Source organism: Stenotrophomonas maltophilia R551-3 (assembly GCF_000020665.1).
Lineage (GTDB): Bacteria > Pseudomonadota > Gammaproteobacteria > Xanthomonadales > Xanthomonadaceae > Stenotrophomonas > Stenotrophomonas maltophilia_L.
In genome coordinates this window covers 1,226,464-1,241,554 of sequence record NC_011071.1, presented here as the reverse complement: position 1 = coordinate 1,241,554, position 15,091 = coordinate 1,226,464, and the positions used below count along the sequence as shown (strand labels likewise).

The window sequence follows — 15,091 nt, the reverse complement described above, 5'->3', positions numbered from 1 at the left end:
GTCAGGGCGCCTTGTCCTTGCCGGCCGCGGTTGCGGTGGTCGCGGTCTTGCCACCGGGGCTGCGCGACAGGAAGGCCAGCAGCTTGCCGTAGTACTCGCTGCGGTGGGCCTCGGTGTAGAAACCGTGGCCCTCGGTCTTGTAGTACAGGCTTTCCACCGGGGTACCAGCGCGCTTGAGCGCTGCTTCCATGCGCTCGGTGTGCTGGATCGGCGCGCGCTTGTCTTCGCCACCCGCTGCGAGGAACACCGGTACCTTGATCCGTTCCGCAAGATTGACTGGCGAGACGGTACCGAGCTGTGCCGGATCCCCCAGCCATTCGCGCAGGTAGGTCACGCCCGAGCCGCGATCCTGGATGTCGCCATGGGTGTACATCAACGGCAGGTCGTAGACGCCGACATAGCCCGCCGCGCACTGGTACAAGCCTGGCTCGCGGGCGGCACCCATCATCGCCGAGTAAGCGCCGTAGCTGGCGCCGTAGATGCAGATGCGACGGCCATCGGCGATGCCTTCGCTGATGACCCAGCGGGTGGCGTCGGTGACGTCATCCTGCATCGTGCCACCCCATTGCTTCAATGCTGCCCGGCTGTGGGCCCGTCCGTAGTTGCCCGAGCCGCGGAAGTTGATCTGAAGCACGGCATAGCCAGCAGCGGCCAGCAACTGATTCTCGCGATCGAAACTGCCGTCGTCGAACACCCCGATCGGCCCGCCGTGCGGCACCACCACCATCGGTAGGCCACGGCCGGCACTTCCATGCGGCAATGTCAGGAATCCATGAAGGTCCAACCCGTCGCGCGCCTTCAGCACAATCGGTCGCACCGAAGCGGTGGTGTCCGGGTCAAACCATTCGCTGCGCGCCATCAGGAAGCGCGCCAGGTTGCGGTCGCGGTCGTAGAGGTAGAACTCGCCAGGATTGGAACCGGACCAGGTCTCCACCAGCAGGCGGCGGCCGTCGCGGGTACTGGAAGTGATGAACACTGCACGCCCTGGAAAAGCCGCTTCCAGGCTCCGGTACAACCGCGCCTCGTCCGAACTTTCGTCGAAGAACCGGGTATGCGGCGTAGTTCCCAGGAACAGCGCGCCGACCGGCACGGTGCTGCCTGGGCGATGGATCAGCCGCGTGGGATCGACCACCTCGTCGCGCAGCACGACCTTGCGCTCCTGCGTGGCCACGTTCACGCTGACGATGGCATCGGGGCCGCTGGGCTGATCGCTGAGCAGGTAGGCCAGCTGGCCATCGGCGGAAAAGCCCAGCGCCGCTTCGCCGCGACCACTGCGTTTCTCATCGTTGACCAGCACCCAATCGCCACCGTTGCGGTAGTAGACGGTACCGGCGCCCTGGACGAAACGCACGTCGCCCTGTGCATCCACCACATAGGACGCATCCGGCATCGGCGCGCGGGCCAGCAGCCGCTGCTTGCCACTTGCCAGTTCGAGCTGGGCTGCATAGCCATTGGCATCCAGCCGTGATCCACCAACGGCGATGACCACATGGGCATCGTCACCCGGCAAGGTGTCGCTGAGGAACGCCGCAGCGGACGTCCGGTACTTGGGCCGCACGCGCAGGCCAAGATCGCGGTAGCCCACCAGCAATTCCGGGCGGCCCGTGCGCGCGTCCAATGTCAGCAGCTCGCCGGTGGCCCACGGCGCATCGCGGCTGCCGAACTTCTGCGCCAGACCGAACATCACCTGATCGTTGTTGACCCAGTGCATATCGATGACATGCGAATTAAGTGGTGGCCGCAGGTTGCCCACCGGTGTGTTGTCTCCTGTGCGCAGGATGATCACAGCGGTAAAGCCGTCCGCAGGCACGGTCGCGGCCAGGTAGTCTCCCCCGGGGGACAGCATGACATCGCCGAACTTGTCCGCGCGCACGTAGGCGCCCAGATCGATCGCAGCAGCGGTTCCGCACCACAGTCCCGCCACGATGATGGCGGCCAGCCAGCGCTTGTGCATCCTTTTCCCCCTGCCTGGCCCCCTTGTCCCGGCTGGCCGATTCTAGGCAGGCCGGCGCCCGAATCACCAGTGGCCCACAAAAAACGACGGCACCGTTGCCGGTGCCGTCGTTACCACTACCTTGGAGAGAGAGAGTCAGGACGTGGGTTCGGGGGGCGTGCGCCGGGTCAATGGACCCCGCGCACCGCCAATGTGAGGGCCAGGATGCTGAGGATCACGGCGATGGTGCCGTCCAGCACGCGCCAGGTGCTGGGCTTGGTGAACAGCGGTGCGAGCAGGCGTGCGCCGAGACCCTGCGCGGTCAGCCACAGGCAGCTGGCAGTAACCACACCGGCCGCGAAGGCCATGCGGGCATTGCCGAAGTTCTCGGCGATCGAGCCGATCACCATCATGTCCAGCCAGAAGTGCGGATTGATCAACGAGAAACCGACTGCGGCCATCAGCACCGCGCGGCGGCTGCCGTCGTCGCTGTCAGCCTCGCCCATGCCGCCGCCACCGGCGATCGCGCGGCGTGCCGACTTCATCGCGTACCAGGCCAGGAAGGCCACGCCGGTCCACAACACGGCCGTGGTCAGCCACGGCAGCGCCGAGGTCAGCGTGCGCAGGCCGGCCACGCTGGCGAAGATGAAGATCGCATCGATGGCCGCGCAGGTGGCGACCACCGGCACGATGTGCTTGCGCAGGATGCCCTGGCGCAGGATGAAGGCGCTCTGGGCCCCGACCACGGCGAACAGGCCGATGCCGGTGGCTGCACCAGAGAACCAGGCACCGAGGCCGGTGCTGGCGGAGATGACCGAGAACATGGGATTCACTGCCTTTACTTGCTTGGGGGACGGTGCCTCGCGAAGGCGGACAGCACCGGAACTGGCGCCATTGTCGCGCCGCAACATTAAAAAGACGAGCTAAACTTACTAATCCAACATTAGCGGAGCTTAATTCGATGCGTATCGACCATGCCCAGCTGCGCGCCTTGGCTGCAGTGATCCGCGAAGGCAGCTTCGACCGCGCGGCACAGTCGCTGAATGTCACGCCGTCGGCCATCTCGCAGCGGGTCAAGGCACTGGAGGATCGGGTTGGCCGCCTGCTGGTCAAGCGCGGCACCCCGGCCACCGCCACCGCCGAGGGCCAGGTGCTGGTGCAGCTGGCCGAGCAGACCGCCCTGCTCGAACACGATGCCCTGCACCGGATGGGCCTGGCCGACGAAGACCTGCCGCAGGCAAGCATTCCGGTGGCGGTGAACCACGACAGCCTGGAAACCTGGTTCCCGCAGGCTGCCTTCCAGTTCGCGCAGAGCACCGGCACCACCCTGGACCTGCGCGTGGAAGACCAGGATCACACCGTCGAACTGCTGCGCCAGGGCACCGTGCTGGGCGCGGTGACCACTCTGGACGAGCCGGTGCAGGGCTGCCAGATCCATGCGCTGGGCAGCATCCGCTACGCGGCGACCTGCACCCCGGAGTTCCGCGAGCGCCATTTTGCCAAGGGCGTGACCGCCCAGGCCCTGGCCACGGCACCGGTGCTGGTGTTCAACCGCAAGGACGAAATGCAATCGCGCTTCGCCCGGCGCATGGCCGGCGACGACCTGCCCAGCACCGCGCCAACCTGGTGGATTCCCTCCACCCGCGCGTTCGTGCAGGCCAACCTGGGCGGCATGGGCTGGACCATGAATCCCCTGCCCTTGGTCAAGCGGCATCTGGACGCCGGCCGCCTGGTCTACGTACGCCAGCGCGCGTGGGAAGACGTGCCGCTGTACTGGCAGCACTGGAAGGGTGACGTGCAGACCATGGCCCTGCTGACCCGCGCCGTGCTGGAGGCGTCGTCGGCGCTGGTGCGACGCAAGCGTTGACGGAGCGCCGCAAAAAGGGGACGGAGGGGATTAAGTCGTTTAAGACCCAAACGACATCCGGGGCAAAGACGACTTAATCCCCTCCGTCCCCTTTTTTGCTCCATCGGATCTCCACGAAACCTCCACACCCGGTCCATGCGCGATGCGGATACTGATCGGCCAATCACTACAAGGATGTCCTGCATGCTCGTCTCCGTGCGCGATGCCCACCCCGACGATGCCGCCGCCTGCATCGACCTGCGCGGGCGCACCCGCGAGAACGCCTTCAGTGCCGCGCAGTTGGCGGAGCTGGGCATCACGCCGGAGAGTTGGGCGGCCGGCATCGCCCAGGGCGATTCGATCGGCCGCGTGGCCTGGGAAGGGGAGCGCATGGCCGGTTACTGCTTCGCCGACCGCGACAGCGGCGAGGTGCTGGTGCTGGCCCTGCTGCCGGACTACGAAGGCCGTGGCATCGGCCGGCAGCTGCTGCAGGAGGTGGTCAGCCTGACCCGCGACGCCGGCCACCAGCGACTGTTCCTGGCCTGTTCGGCAGACCCGCGCTCGCGCTCGCATGGCTTCTACCGGCGCCTGGGCTGGCGCCCGACCGGTGAGATTGATGAGGCCGGTGACGAGATTCTGGAGCTGGTTTGATTGAAGGCGTCGCCAGGCATGGCCTGGCGCTACCGGGTGAGGGTGACGCGAAACGCCGGATGCTGCGTTGCATCAAAAAGGGACCAGAAGCGGTTAAAATCCGCGAATGGATGGCGCAACGCCTTGTTTCTTCACGCCCTTTCGCGTTCCCACGCGCATCCTGACCCCCTCCCCTCCGCCAACGATCCCGCCCCCATGAAGAAATTTGGCAAGGTTCTGCTCGCCCTGCTCGTGCTGCTGTTGCTGGCCGCCGCGCTGTTCCTGTACTGGCCGCTGACCAAGCGCTCGGTGCCCGCCGCCAGCAACGACAAGCCCGTCGACGTTGTACTGGTCGGCGCCGGCATCATGAGCATCACCCTGGCCACCTACCTGCAGGAACTGCAGCCGGACTGGAACATCCAGGTCTACGAACGCCTCGACGGCGTCGCCGGTGAAAGCTCCGATGGCTGGAACAACGCCGGTACCGGCCACTCGGCCTTCGCCGAACTGAACTACACCCCGGAACTGCCCGACGGCAGCATCGAGACCAAGCGTGCGGTCGGCATTGCCGAATCGTTCGAGGTCTCGCGCCAGTTCTGGTCGCACCAGGTGAAGGAAGGCCGGTTGAGCCAGCCCAGCGACTTCATCAACCCGACCCCGCACATGAGCTTCGTCTGGGGCGATGACAACATCGCCTACCTGCACAAGCGCCAGCAGGCCCTGGTGAAGAATCCGCTGTTCTACGGCATGCAGTACTCCGAGGATCCGGCACAGATCAAGCAGTGGGCACCGCTTCTGATGGAAGGCCGTGACCCGAAGCAGAAGGTTGCCGCGACCTGGATGCCGCTGGGCACCGACGTCAACTTCGGTGTGATCACCCGCCAGCTGACCACCGGCCTGCAGCGCAGCCCGAACTTCAGCCTGCACCTCAACCACGAAGTGAGCGCGCTGCGGCAGAACACGGACAAGAGCTGGAACGTGACGGTGAAGGACCTCAAGGCCGGCACCGAGTCCACCACCCACGCGCGCTTCGTGTTCATCGGTGCCGGTGGCGCCGCGCTGAAGCTGCTGCAGATGTCCGGCATTCCGGAATCGAAGGACTACGCCGGCTTCCCGGTCGGTGGCCAGTTCCTCGCCTTCCAGGGCCAGGACGTGACCTCGCGCCACGGCGTGAAGGCCTACGGAATGGCCGAAACCGGTTCGCCGCCGATGTCGGTGCCGCACCTGGATGCGCGCAAGCTGGACGGCAAGCCGGTGGTCCTGTTCGGGCCGTTCGCGCTGTACAGCACCAAGTTCCTCAAGCACGGCTCGTGGTGGGACCTGTACTCGTCGGTCAACCACAACAACGTCGGCCCGATGCTGGAAGTGGGCAAGGACAACCTGGACCTGGTGCAGTACCTGATGGCCCAGGCACGCTTGAACGATGCTGATCGCCAGGCCGAACTGGTCAAGTACTTCCCAAATGCCAAGCCGGGCGACTGGAAGCTGGTGACCGCCGGCCAGCGCGTGCAGATCATCAAGCGCGATCCGTTGAAGGGCCCGGTGCTGCAGTTCGGTACCGAGATCGTGACCGACAAGGACCACACCATCGCCGCCCTGCTCGGCGCTTCGCCGGGTGCGTCGACCTCGCCGCCGATCATGCTGGACCTGATGGCCAAGGCCTTCCCGGACCAGATGAAGGCCGGCTGGGAAAGCCGCCTGCGCGAGATCGTGCCGTCGTACGGGCGCAAGCTCAACGACAGCGCGGCACTGGTCAATGAGATCCGCACGCTGACCAGCCAGAGCCTGCACCTGCCGTACCTGGAGGTGCCGGTGGACGCGAACGCGGCGGCGCCGGTGCCGGCAGCGGTTCCTGCAGCGGCTCCGGCACCGGCCAAGGAAAAGCGCAACGCCAACGAGGAGCTGCAGGCGCTGTAAGCCTGGCAGACTCCCTGCGCAGACACGGACGGCCACCTTCGGGTGGCCGTTCGCGTTTGAGGGACTGCGGGTCGGATCCCTCCCGCACGGGAGGGATCCGACCCCGCCATGGGCGCTGCTGCATGCCGAGAAGCCTCTGCGCAATGACGAGAATTGTAATGTTGTTAAGAATTATTTACATTTGCATCCTGCGCAGTGACCGCGCCTCTCCCAGATGGACCTGATGTGCCCGAAGCCGCCGCCCGGGTGCTGGACGACTGTTGCCGCCCCCTTCCCGTCTCCGAGCTTCGAACCCGCCATGTCCCTGACGTTCCGTAACCGCCTGCCCCGCCGTGCGCTGCTGCCGGCTGCCCTGCTCTCTTCGCTCGCGCTGGTCGCGTCTCCGGCGTTCGCCGAGGCCGCCGTCGATGCATCCGATGCCAAGACCCTGGACCGGGTCAGCGTGCGCGCCGAAAAATCCGCGCCACCGGCCAGCACCACCCGCCTGCCGATCACCCTGCAGGAAACCCCGCAGTCGGCCACCGCGATCAGCCTGAAGCGCCTGCAGGACGAATCGCTGTTCAGCATCAACGACGTGATGCGCAACGTCACCGGCGTCAGCGTGTCCTTCTATGACACCCAGCGCCCGCTGTACTACGCGCGTGGCTTCGCCATCACCGATTTCCAGGTCGATGGCATTCCCACCTACAGCGGTTCGACCAACCAGGAATACGACACCGCCTTCTACGACCGCATCGAAGTGATCCGCGGCGCCAACGGCCTGCTCAGCGGTGCCGGCGTGCCGTCGGCCACGGTCAACCTGCTGCGCAAGCGCCCAGGCAAGGAGTTCGACGCCTCGTTCTCGGTCAGCGCCGGCAGCTGGGACTACCGCCGCATGGAAGCCGACGTGACCGCACCGTTGACCGCCGACGGCCGCTTCCGCAGCCGCGTGGTCGCCGCCTATACCGATCGTGGCCTGTACTACGACCGCTACGATGAGAACAAGATGGCCGGCATGGCGGTGCTCGAAGGCGACGTCACCGACAGCACCACGATCACCCTCGGTTACCAGAGCCAGGACAACAACCCCACCGGCTCGACCTGGGGCACCGTGCCGTTCTTCGACAACCAGGGCAATTTCGCGCACCTGCCGCGCTCGACCAACCTGTCGCCGAAGTGGAGCTACTGGAAGCGCGAGAGCAACACCGCCTTCGCCAATCTGGAACAGCGCTTCGGCGACAACTGGCTGTTGAAGATCAACACCGCCTACACCCGCGGCAACGTGCAGAACGTACGCCTGTACGGCACCGGCAGCCCGGACCCGGTGACCGGCTCGGGCATCTACCTGCGTGCGGCCGCCGGTGATTCCAAGGACACCCGCCGCAATGTCGATGCCTACCTGACCGGCAGTTTCCCGCTGTTCGGCCGCGACCACGACGTGACCCTCGGTGCGCAGTGGTCGGATCTTGAAGGCACCACCAACACGCTTGCACTGAACTTCCCGACCGACTGGGCGCGCTGCGGCAGCGACCGCTGCTACTACATCCCCAACGTGTACAGCTGGAACGGCGATATCTCCGAGGTGACCTACCGCCGCACCGGCGCGCGCCGCGTGGCCAAGACCACGCAGAGTGGCGTCTATCTGGCCACCCGCCTGCGCCTGGCCGATCCGCTGTCGCTGATTGCCGGTGCACGTCTGAGCCGCTGGGAAACTCTCAGCCGCTCGTACAACGCCGCTGGCGCCTACACCGGCACCAGCGGTGCGTACAAGGTCAGCGACGAAGTCACCCCTTACGTCGGCCTGGTCTACGACATCACGCCGAACGTCTCGGCGTATGCCAGCTACACCGAGATCTTCAACCCGCAGAACTTCAAGGACCGCAACGAGAACCTGCTGGCGCCGGTACAGGGCTCGAACCTGGAAGCGGGCATCAAGACGCAGTGGTTCGATGGCCGCCTGACCGCCAATGCCGCCGTGTTCGAAGCCAAGCAGGACAACTACGCGGTGCGTGACATGGGCGTGCCGGAGGGTTCGCTCAGCGATGGCACCTCCGCCTACGTCGGCGTCAACGGCACCAAGGCGCGCGGCTGGGAAATGGACGTCAACGGCGAGATCCTGCCGGGCTGGACGGTCAACGCCGGCTATACCCACGTCAAGGTCACCCGCGCCGCCACCGATCTGCTGTACGCCAACCCGCCCAAGGACCTGCTGCAGCTCAACACGCAGCTGCAGCTGCGCGGCGCGCTGGAGCGCCTGAGCATCGGCGGTGGCCTGCAGTGGCAGAGCAAGGTGCAGGGCTACAACATCACCTACCCGTTGGGTGGCACGGTCACCGTGAACCAACCGGCCTACATGCTGGTGCAGTTCAACGCCAACTACCGCATCAGCGACAGCTGGACCGCAACGCTGAGCGTGCGCAACGCGCTGGACAAGACCTACTGGGCGAACCTGGACTACAACAACTTCGGCGAACCGCGCTTCGTGGCGGCCAGCCTGCGCTGGAAGTTCTGAGGGGCCCGCGAACCGGTGGGTGCCTGGTGGGTGCCGACCGTTGGTCGGCACGCCCTCCGCCACGACCCACGGCCGTGGCCTACCTGAATGGGCCCGCCTCCGAGCGGGCCCTTCTTTTTGCTGCATTGCGGGTTGCACGCCTCTTCGTAATTATGGCGTAATTATCTCAACGCCAATCGGAAGCCGGTCGATGAACCCGAGCTGGGATACGTTGGAACGCAGCCGCCGGGCGCGTCTGGAGCGTGCTTCGCCCTGGGCACGCGGCCATGAGGTCGCCGCCGCTGATGTGGCCGAGCTGCTGCACGCGCTGCTGGAGCCGGGCGACAAGGTCTGCCTGGAAGGCAACAACCAGAAGCAGGCCGACTTCCTCGCCCAGTGCCTGGCTGACCTCGATCCCGCGCGGGTGCATGACCTGCACATGGTGCAGTCGGTGCTGTCGCTGCCCTCGCACCTGGATGTGTTCGAACGCGGCATCGCCTCGAAGCTGGACTTCTCGTTCTCCGGCCCGCAATCGGTGCGGCTGGCCAACCTGGTGGCCGAAGGCCGCATCCAGATCGGTGCCATCCACACCTACCTGGAACTGTTCGGCCGCTACTTCATCGACCTGACCCCACGCGTGGCGCTGGTCGCCGCGCAGGCCGCCGATCGCCACGGCAATCTCTACACCGGCCCGAACACCGAAGACACCCCGGTCATCGTCGAGGCCACCGCGTTCGGCGGCGGCATCGTCATCGCCCAGGTCAACGAGATCGTCGACACTCTCCCCCGCGTCGACATTCCCGCTGACTGGGTCAACTTCGTGGTGCAGGCGCCGAAGCCGAACCACATCGAGCCGCTGTTCACCCGCGACCCGGCGCAGATCTCCGAGATCCAGGTGCTGATGGCGATGATGGCGATCAAGGGTATCTACGCCGAGTACGGCGTCAACCGCCTCAACCATGGCATCGGCTTCGACACGGCGGCCATCGAGCTGCTGCTGCCGACCTACGCCGAATCGCTCGGGCTGAAGGGAAAGATCTGCCAGCACTGGGCACTTAATCCACATCCGGCACTGATTCCGGCGATCGAATCGGGCTTCGTCAAGTCGGTGCATTCATTCGGTTCCGAACTGGGCATGGAGAAGTACATCGCCGCACGCAGCGATGTGTTCTTCACCGGTGCCGATGGCTCGATGCGCTCCAACCGCGCGTTCTCGCAGACCGCCGGCCTGTATGCATGTGACATGTTCATCGGCTCCACCCTGCAGATCGACCTGCAGGGCAACAGCTCCACCGCCACCCGCGACCGCATCGCCGGCTTCGGCGGCGCACCGAACATGGGCTCGGATGCACGCGGCCGCCGCCATGCCAGCGATGCCTGGATCAAGGCCGGCCAGCAGGCGGCGCGCCCCGGTGAAATACCGCGCGGGCGCAAGCTGGTGGTGCAGATGGTGGAAACCTTCCGCGAGCACATGGCGCCGGCCTTCGTCGATCGGCTGGATGCATGGGAGCTGGCCGAGCGCGCGGACATGCCGCTGCCACCGGTGATGATCTATGGCGACGATGTCAGCCATGTACTGACCGAAGAAGGCATCGCCAACCTGCTGCTGTGCCGCACCCCTGAGGAGCGCGAACAGGCGGTCCGTGGCGTGGCCGGCTATACCGCGGTGGGCATGGGCCGCGACCGCGCGATGGTGGAAAACCTTCGCGACCGTGGCGTCATCCGCCGTCCCGATGACCTCGGCATCTCCGTGCGCGATGCCAGCCGCGATCTGCTGGCCGCGCGCTCGGTGAAGGACCTAGTGCGCTGGTCCGGCGGACTGTACGACCCGCCCAAGCGCTTCCGCAACTGGTAAGGGACAGAGCATGGAAACCCTTGATTATCGATTCGACGGCACGACGCATGCACACTTCCCCACCAATGCGGTGCTGGTAGGCGTGCTCGCATCGGGCAACCTGGAAATCCTGCTGGAGCCGGCCGCGCTGGACGGCGCGATGACGGTGCGCATCATCACCGCCGCGCAGGGCTTCGGCAGCGTGTGGCAAGCGGTGATCACCGACTTCGCACGACGCCATCCGCTGCGCGATGTGCGCATCTCGATCAACGATGCCGGCGCAACCCCGGCGGTGGTCAGCCTGCGCCTTGACCAGGCAGTGGAAACGCTGCTGGGCGGAGGCACGCCATGAACCGCGTACAGCGTCACAGCTACTACGAAGCCGACGCACGCGAGCGTATCGCCGGCCTGGTCGATGCCGGTTCGTTCCAGGAATTCCTGGGCCCTGCGCGACGGATGATGAGCCCGCATCTGGCGCAGCTGGACCAGCCGGCGGCGTTCGACGACGGCATCGTCGTCGGTGAAGCCACGCTGCGCGGCAAGCGCGTGCTGCTGGCCGCGCAGCAGGGTGAATTCATGGGCGGCGGCGTCGGCGAAGTGCACGGTGCAAAGCTGACCGGCCTGCTGCGCCGTGCGGCGGCGACCCGGCCCGACGGCGTGTTGCTGCTGCTCGATACCGGCGGCGTACGCCTGCACGAGGCCAACGCGGGATTGATTGCCATTTCCGAGATCATGCGCGCCACGCTGGATGCGCGCGCTGCAGGCGTGCCGGTGGTGGCACTGATCGGCAGCGGCAATGGCGCGTTCGGTGGCATGGGCATCGTCGCCCGCTGCTGCAGCACCGTGATCATGTCCGAGGAAGGCCGGCTGTCACTGTCCGGGCCGGAAGTGATTGAAACCGTTCGCGGCGTGGAGGAATTCGATTCCCGCGACCGCGCGCTGGTCTGGCGGGTGACCGGTGGCAAGCACCGCTACCTGATCGACCAGGCGCAGGTACTGGTGCCCGATGCCATCGAGGCGTTCGCGCAGGCAGCGTTCGATGCACTGCAGCCGCACACGGCCAGCACCGATGCCGATGCGGCATTGAGTGCGCTGCAGGCCCACCATGCCGCGTTGAAGGCACGCGTGCAGGCCTGGGGCGGATGCCGCGATGGTCTTGAGATCTGGTCCCTCCAGGGCATCGCCGAACCCGAGCGGCTGCCGCTGCTGGACACCAACGACTTCCTCGTCGCCACCGCCGACCGGAGCCTGCCATGAGCCTGCCGCTGCACGCGCTGCTTGATGCCCTGTTTCCGCGTGGCCACGCCATTGCGGTGAACGATTCGGTGCTGACCGGCAGCGCCACCACCGAGGATGGCGAGGTGACCGTGATCGGTACCGCCGACAAGCTTGAAGTGGGCGTGGACCACGCATTGGCACTGGCCGAAACCGTGCTGGCCAGCACCGCCGCGCATCCGCAACGACCGATCGTGATGCTGGTCGACACCGCCGGCCAACGCCTGGCACGCCGTGACGAACTGCTTGGCATCAACGGCTACTTCGCTCACTTGGCGCAGACGCTGGATCTGGCACGCCGACGCGGTGCGCGGCTGGTGGCCCTGGTCTATGGCGAGTCGGTCAGCGGCGGCTTCCTCTCATTCGGTCTGATGGCCGACCACATCCACGCCCTGCCCGATGCGCAGGTGCGGGTAATGGACCTGCGCGCGATGGCAAGGGTGACCAAGCAGCCGCTGGAGAAACTGCAGGCACTCAGCCAGACCTCGCCAGTGTTCGCGCCGGGCGTGGAGAACTACGTGGCAATGGGTGCGGTGGAATCGCTATGGGATGGCGATCTGGCCACGCACCTGCTGCAGGCCCTGCGCACGCCCGCCGAAGGCGACTGCCGCGCCACGCGGGGTGCCGAACGTGGTGGGCGCACACTATCCGCAAGCGTGGCTGCAGCCGTGAGCCAGGGCGATGCCTGAGCGGCTGCCCCGCCATACGCTGGTCTGGTTGTCGGTGCACGCCGGCTGGCAGGCGGACATCGCCGCGCACGAGCCGCGCTTGGCCGACTGGTTTGCGCAGGGTCTGCCGGCCATCGTTGCGCGTCGTGCCGCGGACGATGCCGATCCACGCCTGCGTCTCGGCGTGCCGCTGCCTCCGATGGAGGGCAAGCTGCGCCTCGCCCTGCGCGTACCGCTGCAGGACGTACTGCGGACCGAGGCGCCGCCAACGCTGCAGGCGGTGCTTGAAGGCAACCTGCCAGTGGTATGGCAACACCCACTGCAGGCACTGCAGGCCATCGCCCCGGCACGTGTATTCGGTGCGTTTGCCTGGCAGCTGCTCAGCCATCTGCCTTACGTGCATGCGCGCTCGGACATCGACCTGCTGTGGCAGGCTGACAGCGCAGCGCAGGCCGACAGGTTGATCGCGAGCCTGCAGGCATGGGAAACCGAGTACGACCGTCGCGTCGATGGCGAACTGTGCCTGGCTGACGGCGGTGCCGTGAACTGGCGCGAGTATGCCGGACGCAGTCGCGAGGTGCTGGTCAAGCGCGCCGACGGCGCTGCACTGGAACTGCGCGAGGCGTTGTTCAGTTCCGCCGGGATAGCCGCATGAACGCTGTCGCGCACAGCGCTGCCCAACCCGGTTCGGCGGTGGACTGCGCACGCCTGGGCCGCGTGGCCGTCGCCAGCCTGCATGCCGAGCTGGCCCTGGCCCCCAAACCGGGGCTGGTCACACCGTTTGACCGCGGCAGCCACCACGACATGGATGCCGGCACGTTCCTGCGCAGCCTGTTTGCGCTGCGCCACTATTTCACCGCCGTGGCCCGCGCCGGCGCTACGGCAGCGCCGTTCGATGCGCTGCGCCAGCGTGGCATCGCGGCCGAAGCGGCGATGCTGCGTGCCACCTCGGGCATCAACACCCATCGCGGCGCGATCTTCAGCCTCGGCCTGCTGGTGGCGGCCGCCGCTGCCTGCCGCTCCCGCCTGGGCCATGCCGCCACCGGCGAACAGGTCTGCCTGGAGGTACGCCGTTGGGCTGCGGATTTCGCAAACGCCCCGCTGGATGCAGCCAGCCCGGGCCAGCGTGCGCGCGCCCTGCACAAGGTGCCGGGCGTGCGCGAACAGGCCGCCGCCGGTTACCCGCTGCTGCGCGCGGTGGCGCTGCCCAGCCTGCGCGATGCGCTGGCCAATGGGCTGACGCGCGAGGCCGCGATGTGCCACACGTTGATGCAGCTGGTCGCCCACACCGACGACCTCAACCTGCTGCATCGTGGCGGGGCCGATGGCCTGCGCTGGGCGCGGCAGCAGGCGCAGGATTTCCTTGCTACCGGCGGTGCCTTTGCACCGGCCTGGCGCGCACGCCTGAAGCTCGTCGCTGACGCCTTCGTCGCCCGTCGGCTGAGCCCTGGCGGCAGCGCCGATCTGTTGGCATGCAGCGTGTTCCTGCTGCGCCAGGAGCGCGCATGAGCCTTACCCTGCTCTGCCCCGGACAAGGTGCACAGCATCCGGCGATGTTCGATCGCGTGCGCGACCTTGCTGCCGCACGGCCGGTACTCGATGCCACGAGCGAACTGCTGGGCCGCGATGTATTCGCCGCCGCGGCGGCCGACGACCGCTTCGACAATGTGCAGGCCCAGCCCCTGCTGTGCGCGGCAAGCCTGGCGCACTGGCAGGGCCTGCGCGAGGTGTTGCCAACGCCGACGGTGATCGCGGGCTACAGCATCGGCGAGCTCGCCGCACATGCCATCGCCGGCAGCTTCGACATCACCACCTGCCTGGCACTGTCCGCGCAGCGCGCGCGCCTGATGGATGCCGCCAGCCCCGATGACGCCGGGCTCCAGGCAGTACTGGGACTGGACCGCGTTGCCACGCAGCAGTTGTGCGATGTGCATGGCGCCTTCATCGCGATCGCCAATGGCCACGACCACTTCATCGTGGGCGGCGCATGGCGGTCGCTGCACGCATTGGCGATGGACGCGCAGTTGCGCGGTGCGGAGATCCGCCCGCTGCCGGTCCATGTGCCCGCGCACACGCCGCTGCTGGCCGGCGCAGTGGCACCGTTTGCCGCCGCACTGGAAGCAGTGTCACTGCAGGCGCCACGCCTGCCCCTTCTGGCCGGCATCGATGCGCGACCGGTGCGGGATCGCGCAACGGCGGTCCACACGCTGTCGGCGCAGCTCGCGCAGACCATCGAATGGGCGCAGGTGATGCGCCAGGCCTTCGAGCGTGGCGCGCGGGTGTTCCTGCAGCTGGGCCCGGGCAACGCATTGGCGCGCATGGTCGCGCCGGCCTATCCGTGCTGCGAGGTACGCGCGGTGGAAGAGTTCCAAAGCCTTGAAGGCGCGGCGGCATGGGTTCGCAGTGCGCTGGAGCGGCTGCAGTAACGGGTTCGAGCAGTACGTATCACGCAACACGCAGTACGTCGCCTTACCCCGGGATGGCGGGTCTCCATCCGCGCTGTACGTGAGTCACGTGT

At 66.8% G+C, this 15,091-nt stretch carries 13 protein-coding genes; 11 read left to right on the top strand and 2 right to left on the bottom strand.

What is annotated here, in order from left to right:
• Position 1: 1 nt before the first annotated feature.
• Positions 2-1,954: an alpha/beta hydrolase family protein gene (locus SMAL_RS05590; RefSeq protein WP_012510395.1), complete on the bottom strand. Its 1,953-nt coding sequence runs from the start codon at positions 1,952-1,954 to the stop codon at positions 2-4.
• A 167-nt stretch (positions 1,955-2,121) separates the two neighbouring features.
• The gene (locus SMAL_RS05585) at positions 2,122-2,757 is read right to left on the bottom strand and encodes a LysE/ArgO family amino acid transporter (RefSeq protein WP_005408523.1); all 636 of its coding nucleotides are present in this window, start codon (positions 2,755-2,757) and stop codon (positions 2,122-2,124) included.
• A 137-nt stretch (positions 2,758-2,894) separates the two neighbouring features.
• Between SMAL_RS05585 and SMAL_RS05580 the strand changes: the two genes are divergently transcribed.
• From SMAL_RS05580 to mdcH, 11 genes are all read left to right on the top strand, one after another.
• Positions 2,895-3,800, top strand: a complete 906-nt coding sequence (locus SMAL_RS05580; protein ID WP_012510394.1) for a LysR family transcriptional regulator ArgP — start codon at positions 2,895-2,897, stop codon at positions 3,798-3,800.
• Positions 3,801-3,983: 183 nt separating this feature from the next.
• Positions 3,984-4,430 (top strand): GNAT family N-acetyltransferase, encoded by a 447-nt coding sequence (locus SMAL_RS05575; protein WP_004147956.1) that lies wholly within the window; start codon positions 3,984-3,986, stop codon positions 4,428-4,430.
• Positions 4,431-4,625: 195 nt separating this feature from the next.
• A complete protein-coding gene (gene mqo, locus SMAL_RS05570; RefSeq protein ID WP_012510393.1) occupies positions 4,626-6,326 on the top strand; it encodes a malate dehydrogenase (quinone) in 1,701 nt (566 codons plus the stop codon).
• Between the two features lie 298 nt (positions 6,327-6,624).
• A complete protein-coding gene (locus SMAL_RS05565) occupies positions 6,625-8,817 on the top strand; it encodes a TonB-dependent siderophore receptor (protein WP_012510392.1) in 2,193 nt (730 codons plus the stop codon).
• 190 nt (positions 8,818-9,007) lie between these two features.
• On the top strand, positions 9,008-10,651 hold the full coding sequence (gene mdcA, locus SMAL_RS05560; protein WP_004147943.1) for a malonate decarboxylase subunit alpha: 1,644 nt from the start codon (positions 9,008-9,010) through the stop codon (positions 10,649-10,651).
• Positions 10,652-10,661: 10 nt separating this feature from the next.
• Positions 10,662-10,982, top strand: a complete 321-nt coding sequence (mdcC, locus tag SMAL_RS05555; protein WP_004147942.1) for a malonate decarboxylase acyl carrier protein — start codon at positions 10,662-10,664, stop codon at positions 10,980-10,982.
• Positions 10,979-11,887, top strand: coding sequence for a biotin-independent malonate decarboxylase subunit beta (locus tag SMAL_RS05550; protein WP_012510391.1), 909 nt, complete (start codon positions 10,979-10,981; stop codon positions 11,885-11,887). The genes mdcC and SMAL_RS05550 overlap by 4 nt, the downstream gene beginning before the upstream one ends.
• Before the next feature lie 2 nt (positions 11,888-11,889).
• Complete coding sequence (gene mdcE / locus SMAL_RS05545) at positions 11,890-12,594, top strand: biotin-independent malonate decarboxylase subunit gamma (protein WP_041864633.1); 705 nt, start codon at positions 11,890-11,892, stop codon at positions 12,592-12,594.
• Positions 12,587-13,228, top strand: coding sequence for a malonate decarboxylase holo-[acyl-carrier-protein] synthase (gene mdcG / locus SMAL_RS05540; protein WP_004147911.1), 642 nt, complete (start codon positions 12,587-12,589; stop codon positions 13,226-13,228). The genes mdcE and mdcG overlap by 8 nt, the downstream gene beginning before the upstream one ends.
• On the top strand, positions 13,225-14,082 hold the full coding sequence (gene mdcB, locus SMAL_RS05535) for a triphosphoribosyl-dephospho-CoA synthase MdcB (protein WP_004147910.1): 858 nt from the start codon (positions 13,225-13,227) through the stop codon (positions 14,080-14,082). Before mdcG ends, mdcB begins: the two co-directional genes overlap by 4 nt.
• The gene (mdcH, locus tag SMAL_RS05530; RefSeq protein ID WP_012510389.1) at positions 14,079-14,999 is read left to right on the top strand and encodes a malonate decarboxylase subunit epsilon; all 921 of its coding nucleotides are present in this window, start codon (positions 14,079-14,081) and stop codon (positions 14,997-14,999) included. Before mdcB ends, mdcH begins: the two co-directional genes overlap by 4 nt.
• Positions 15,000-15,091 lie beyond the last annotated feature (92 nt).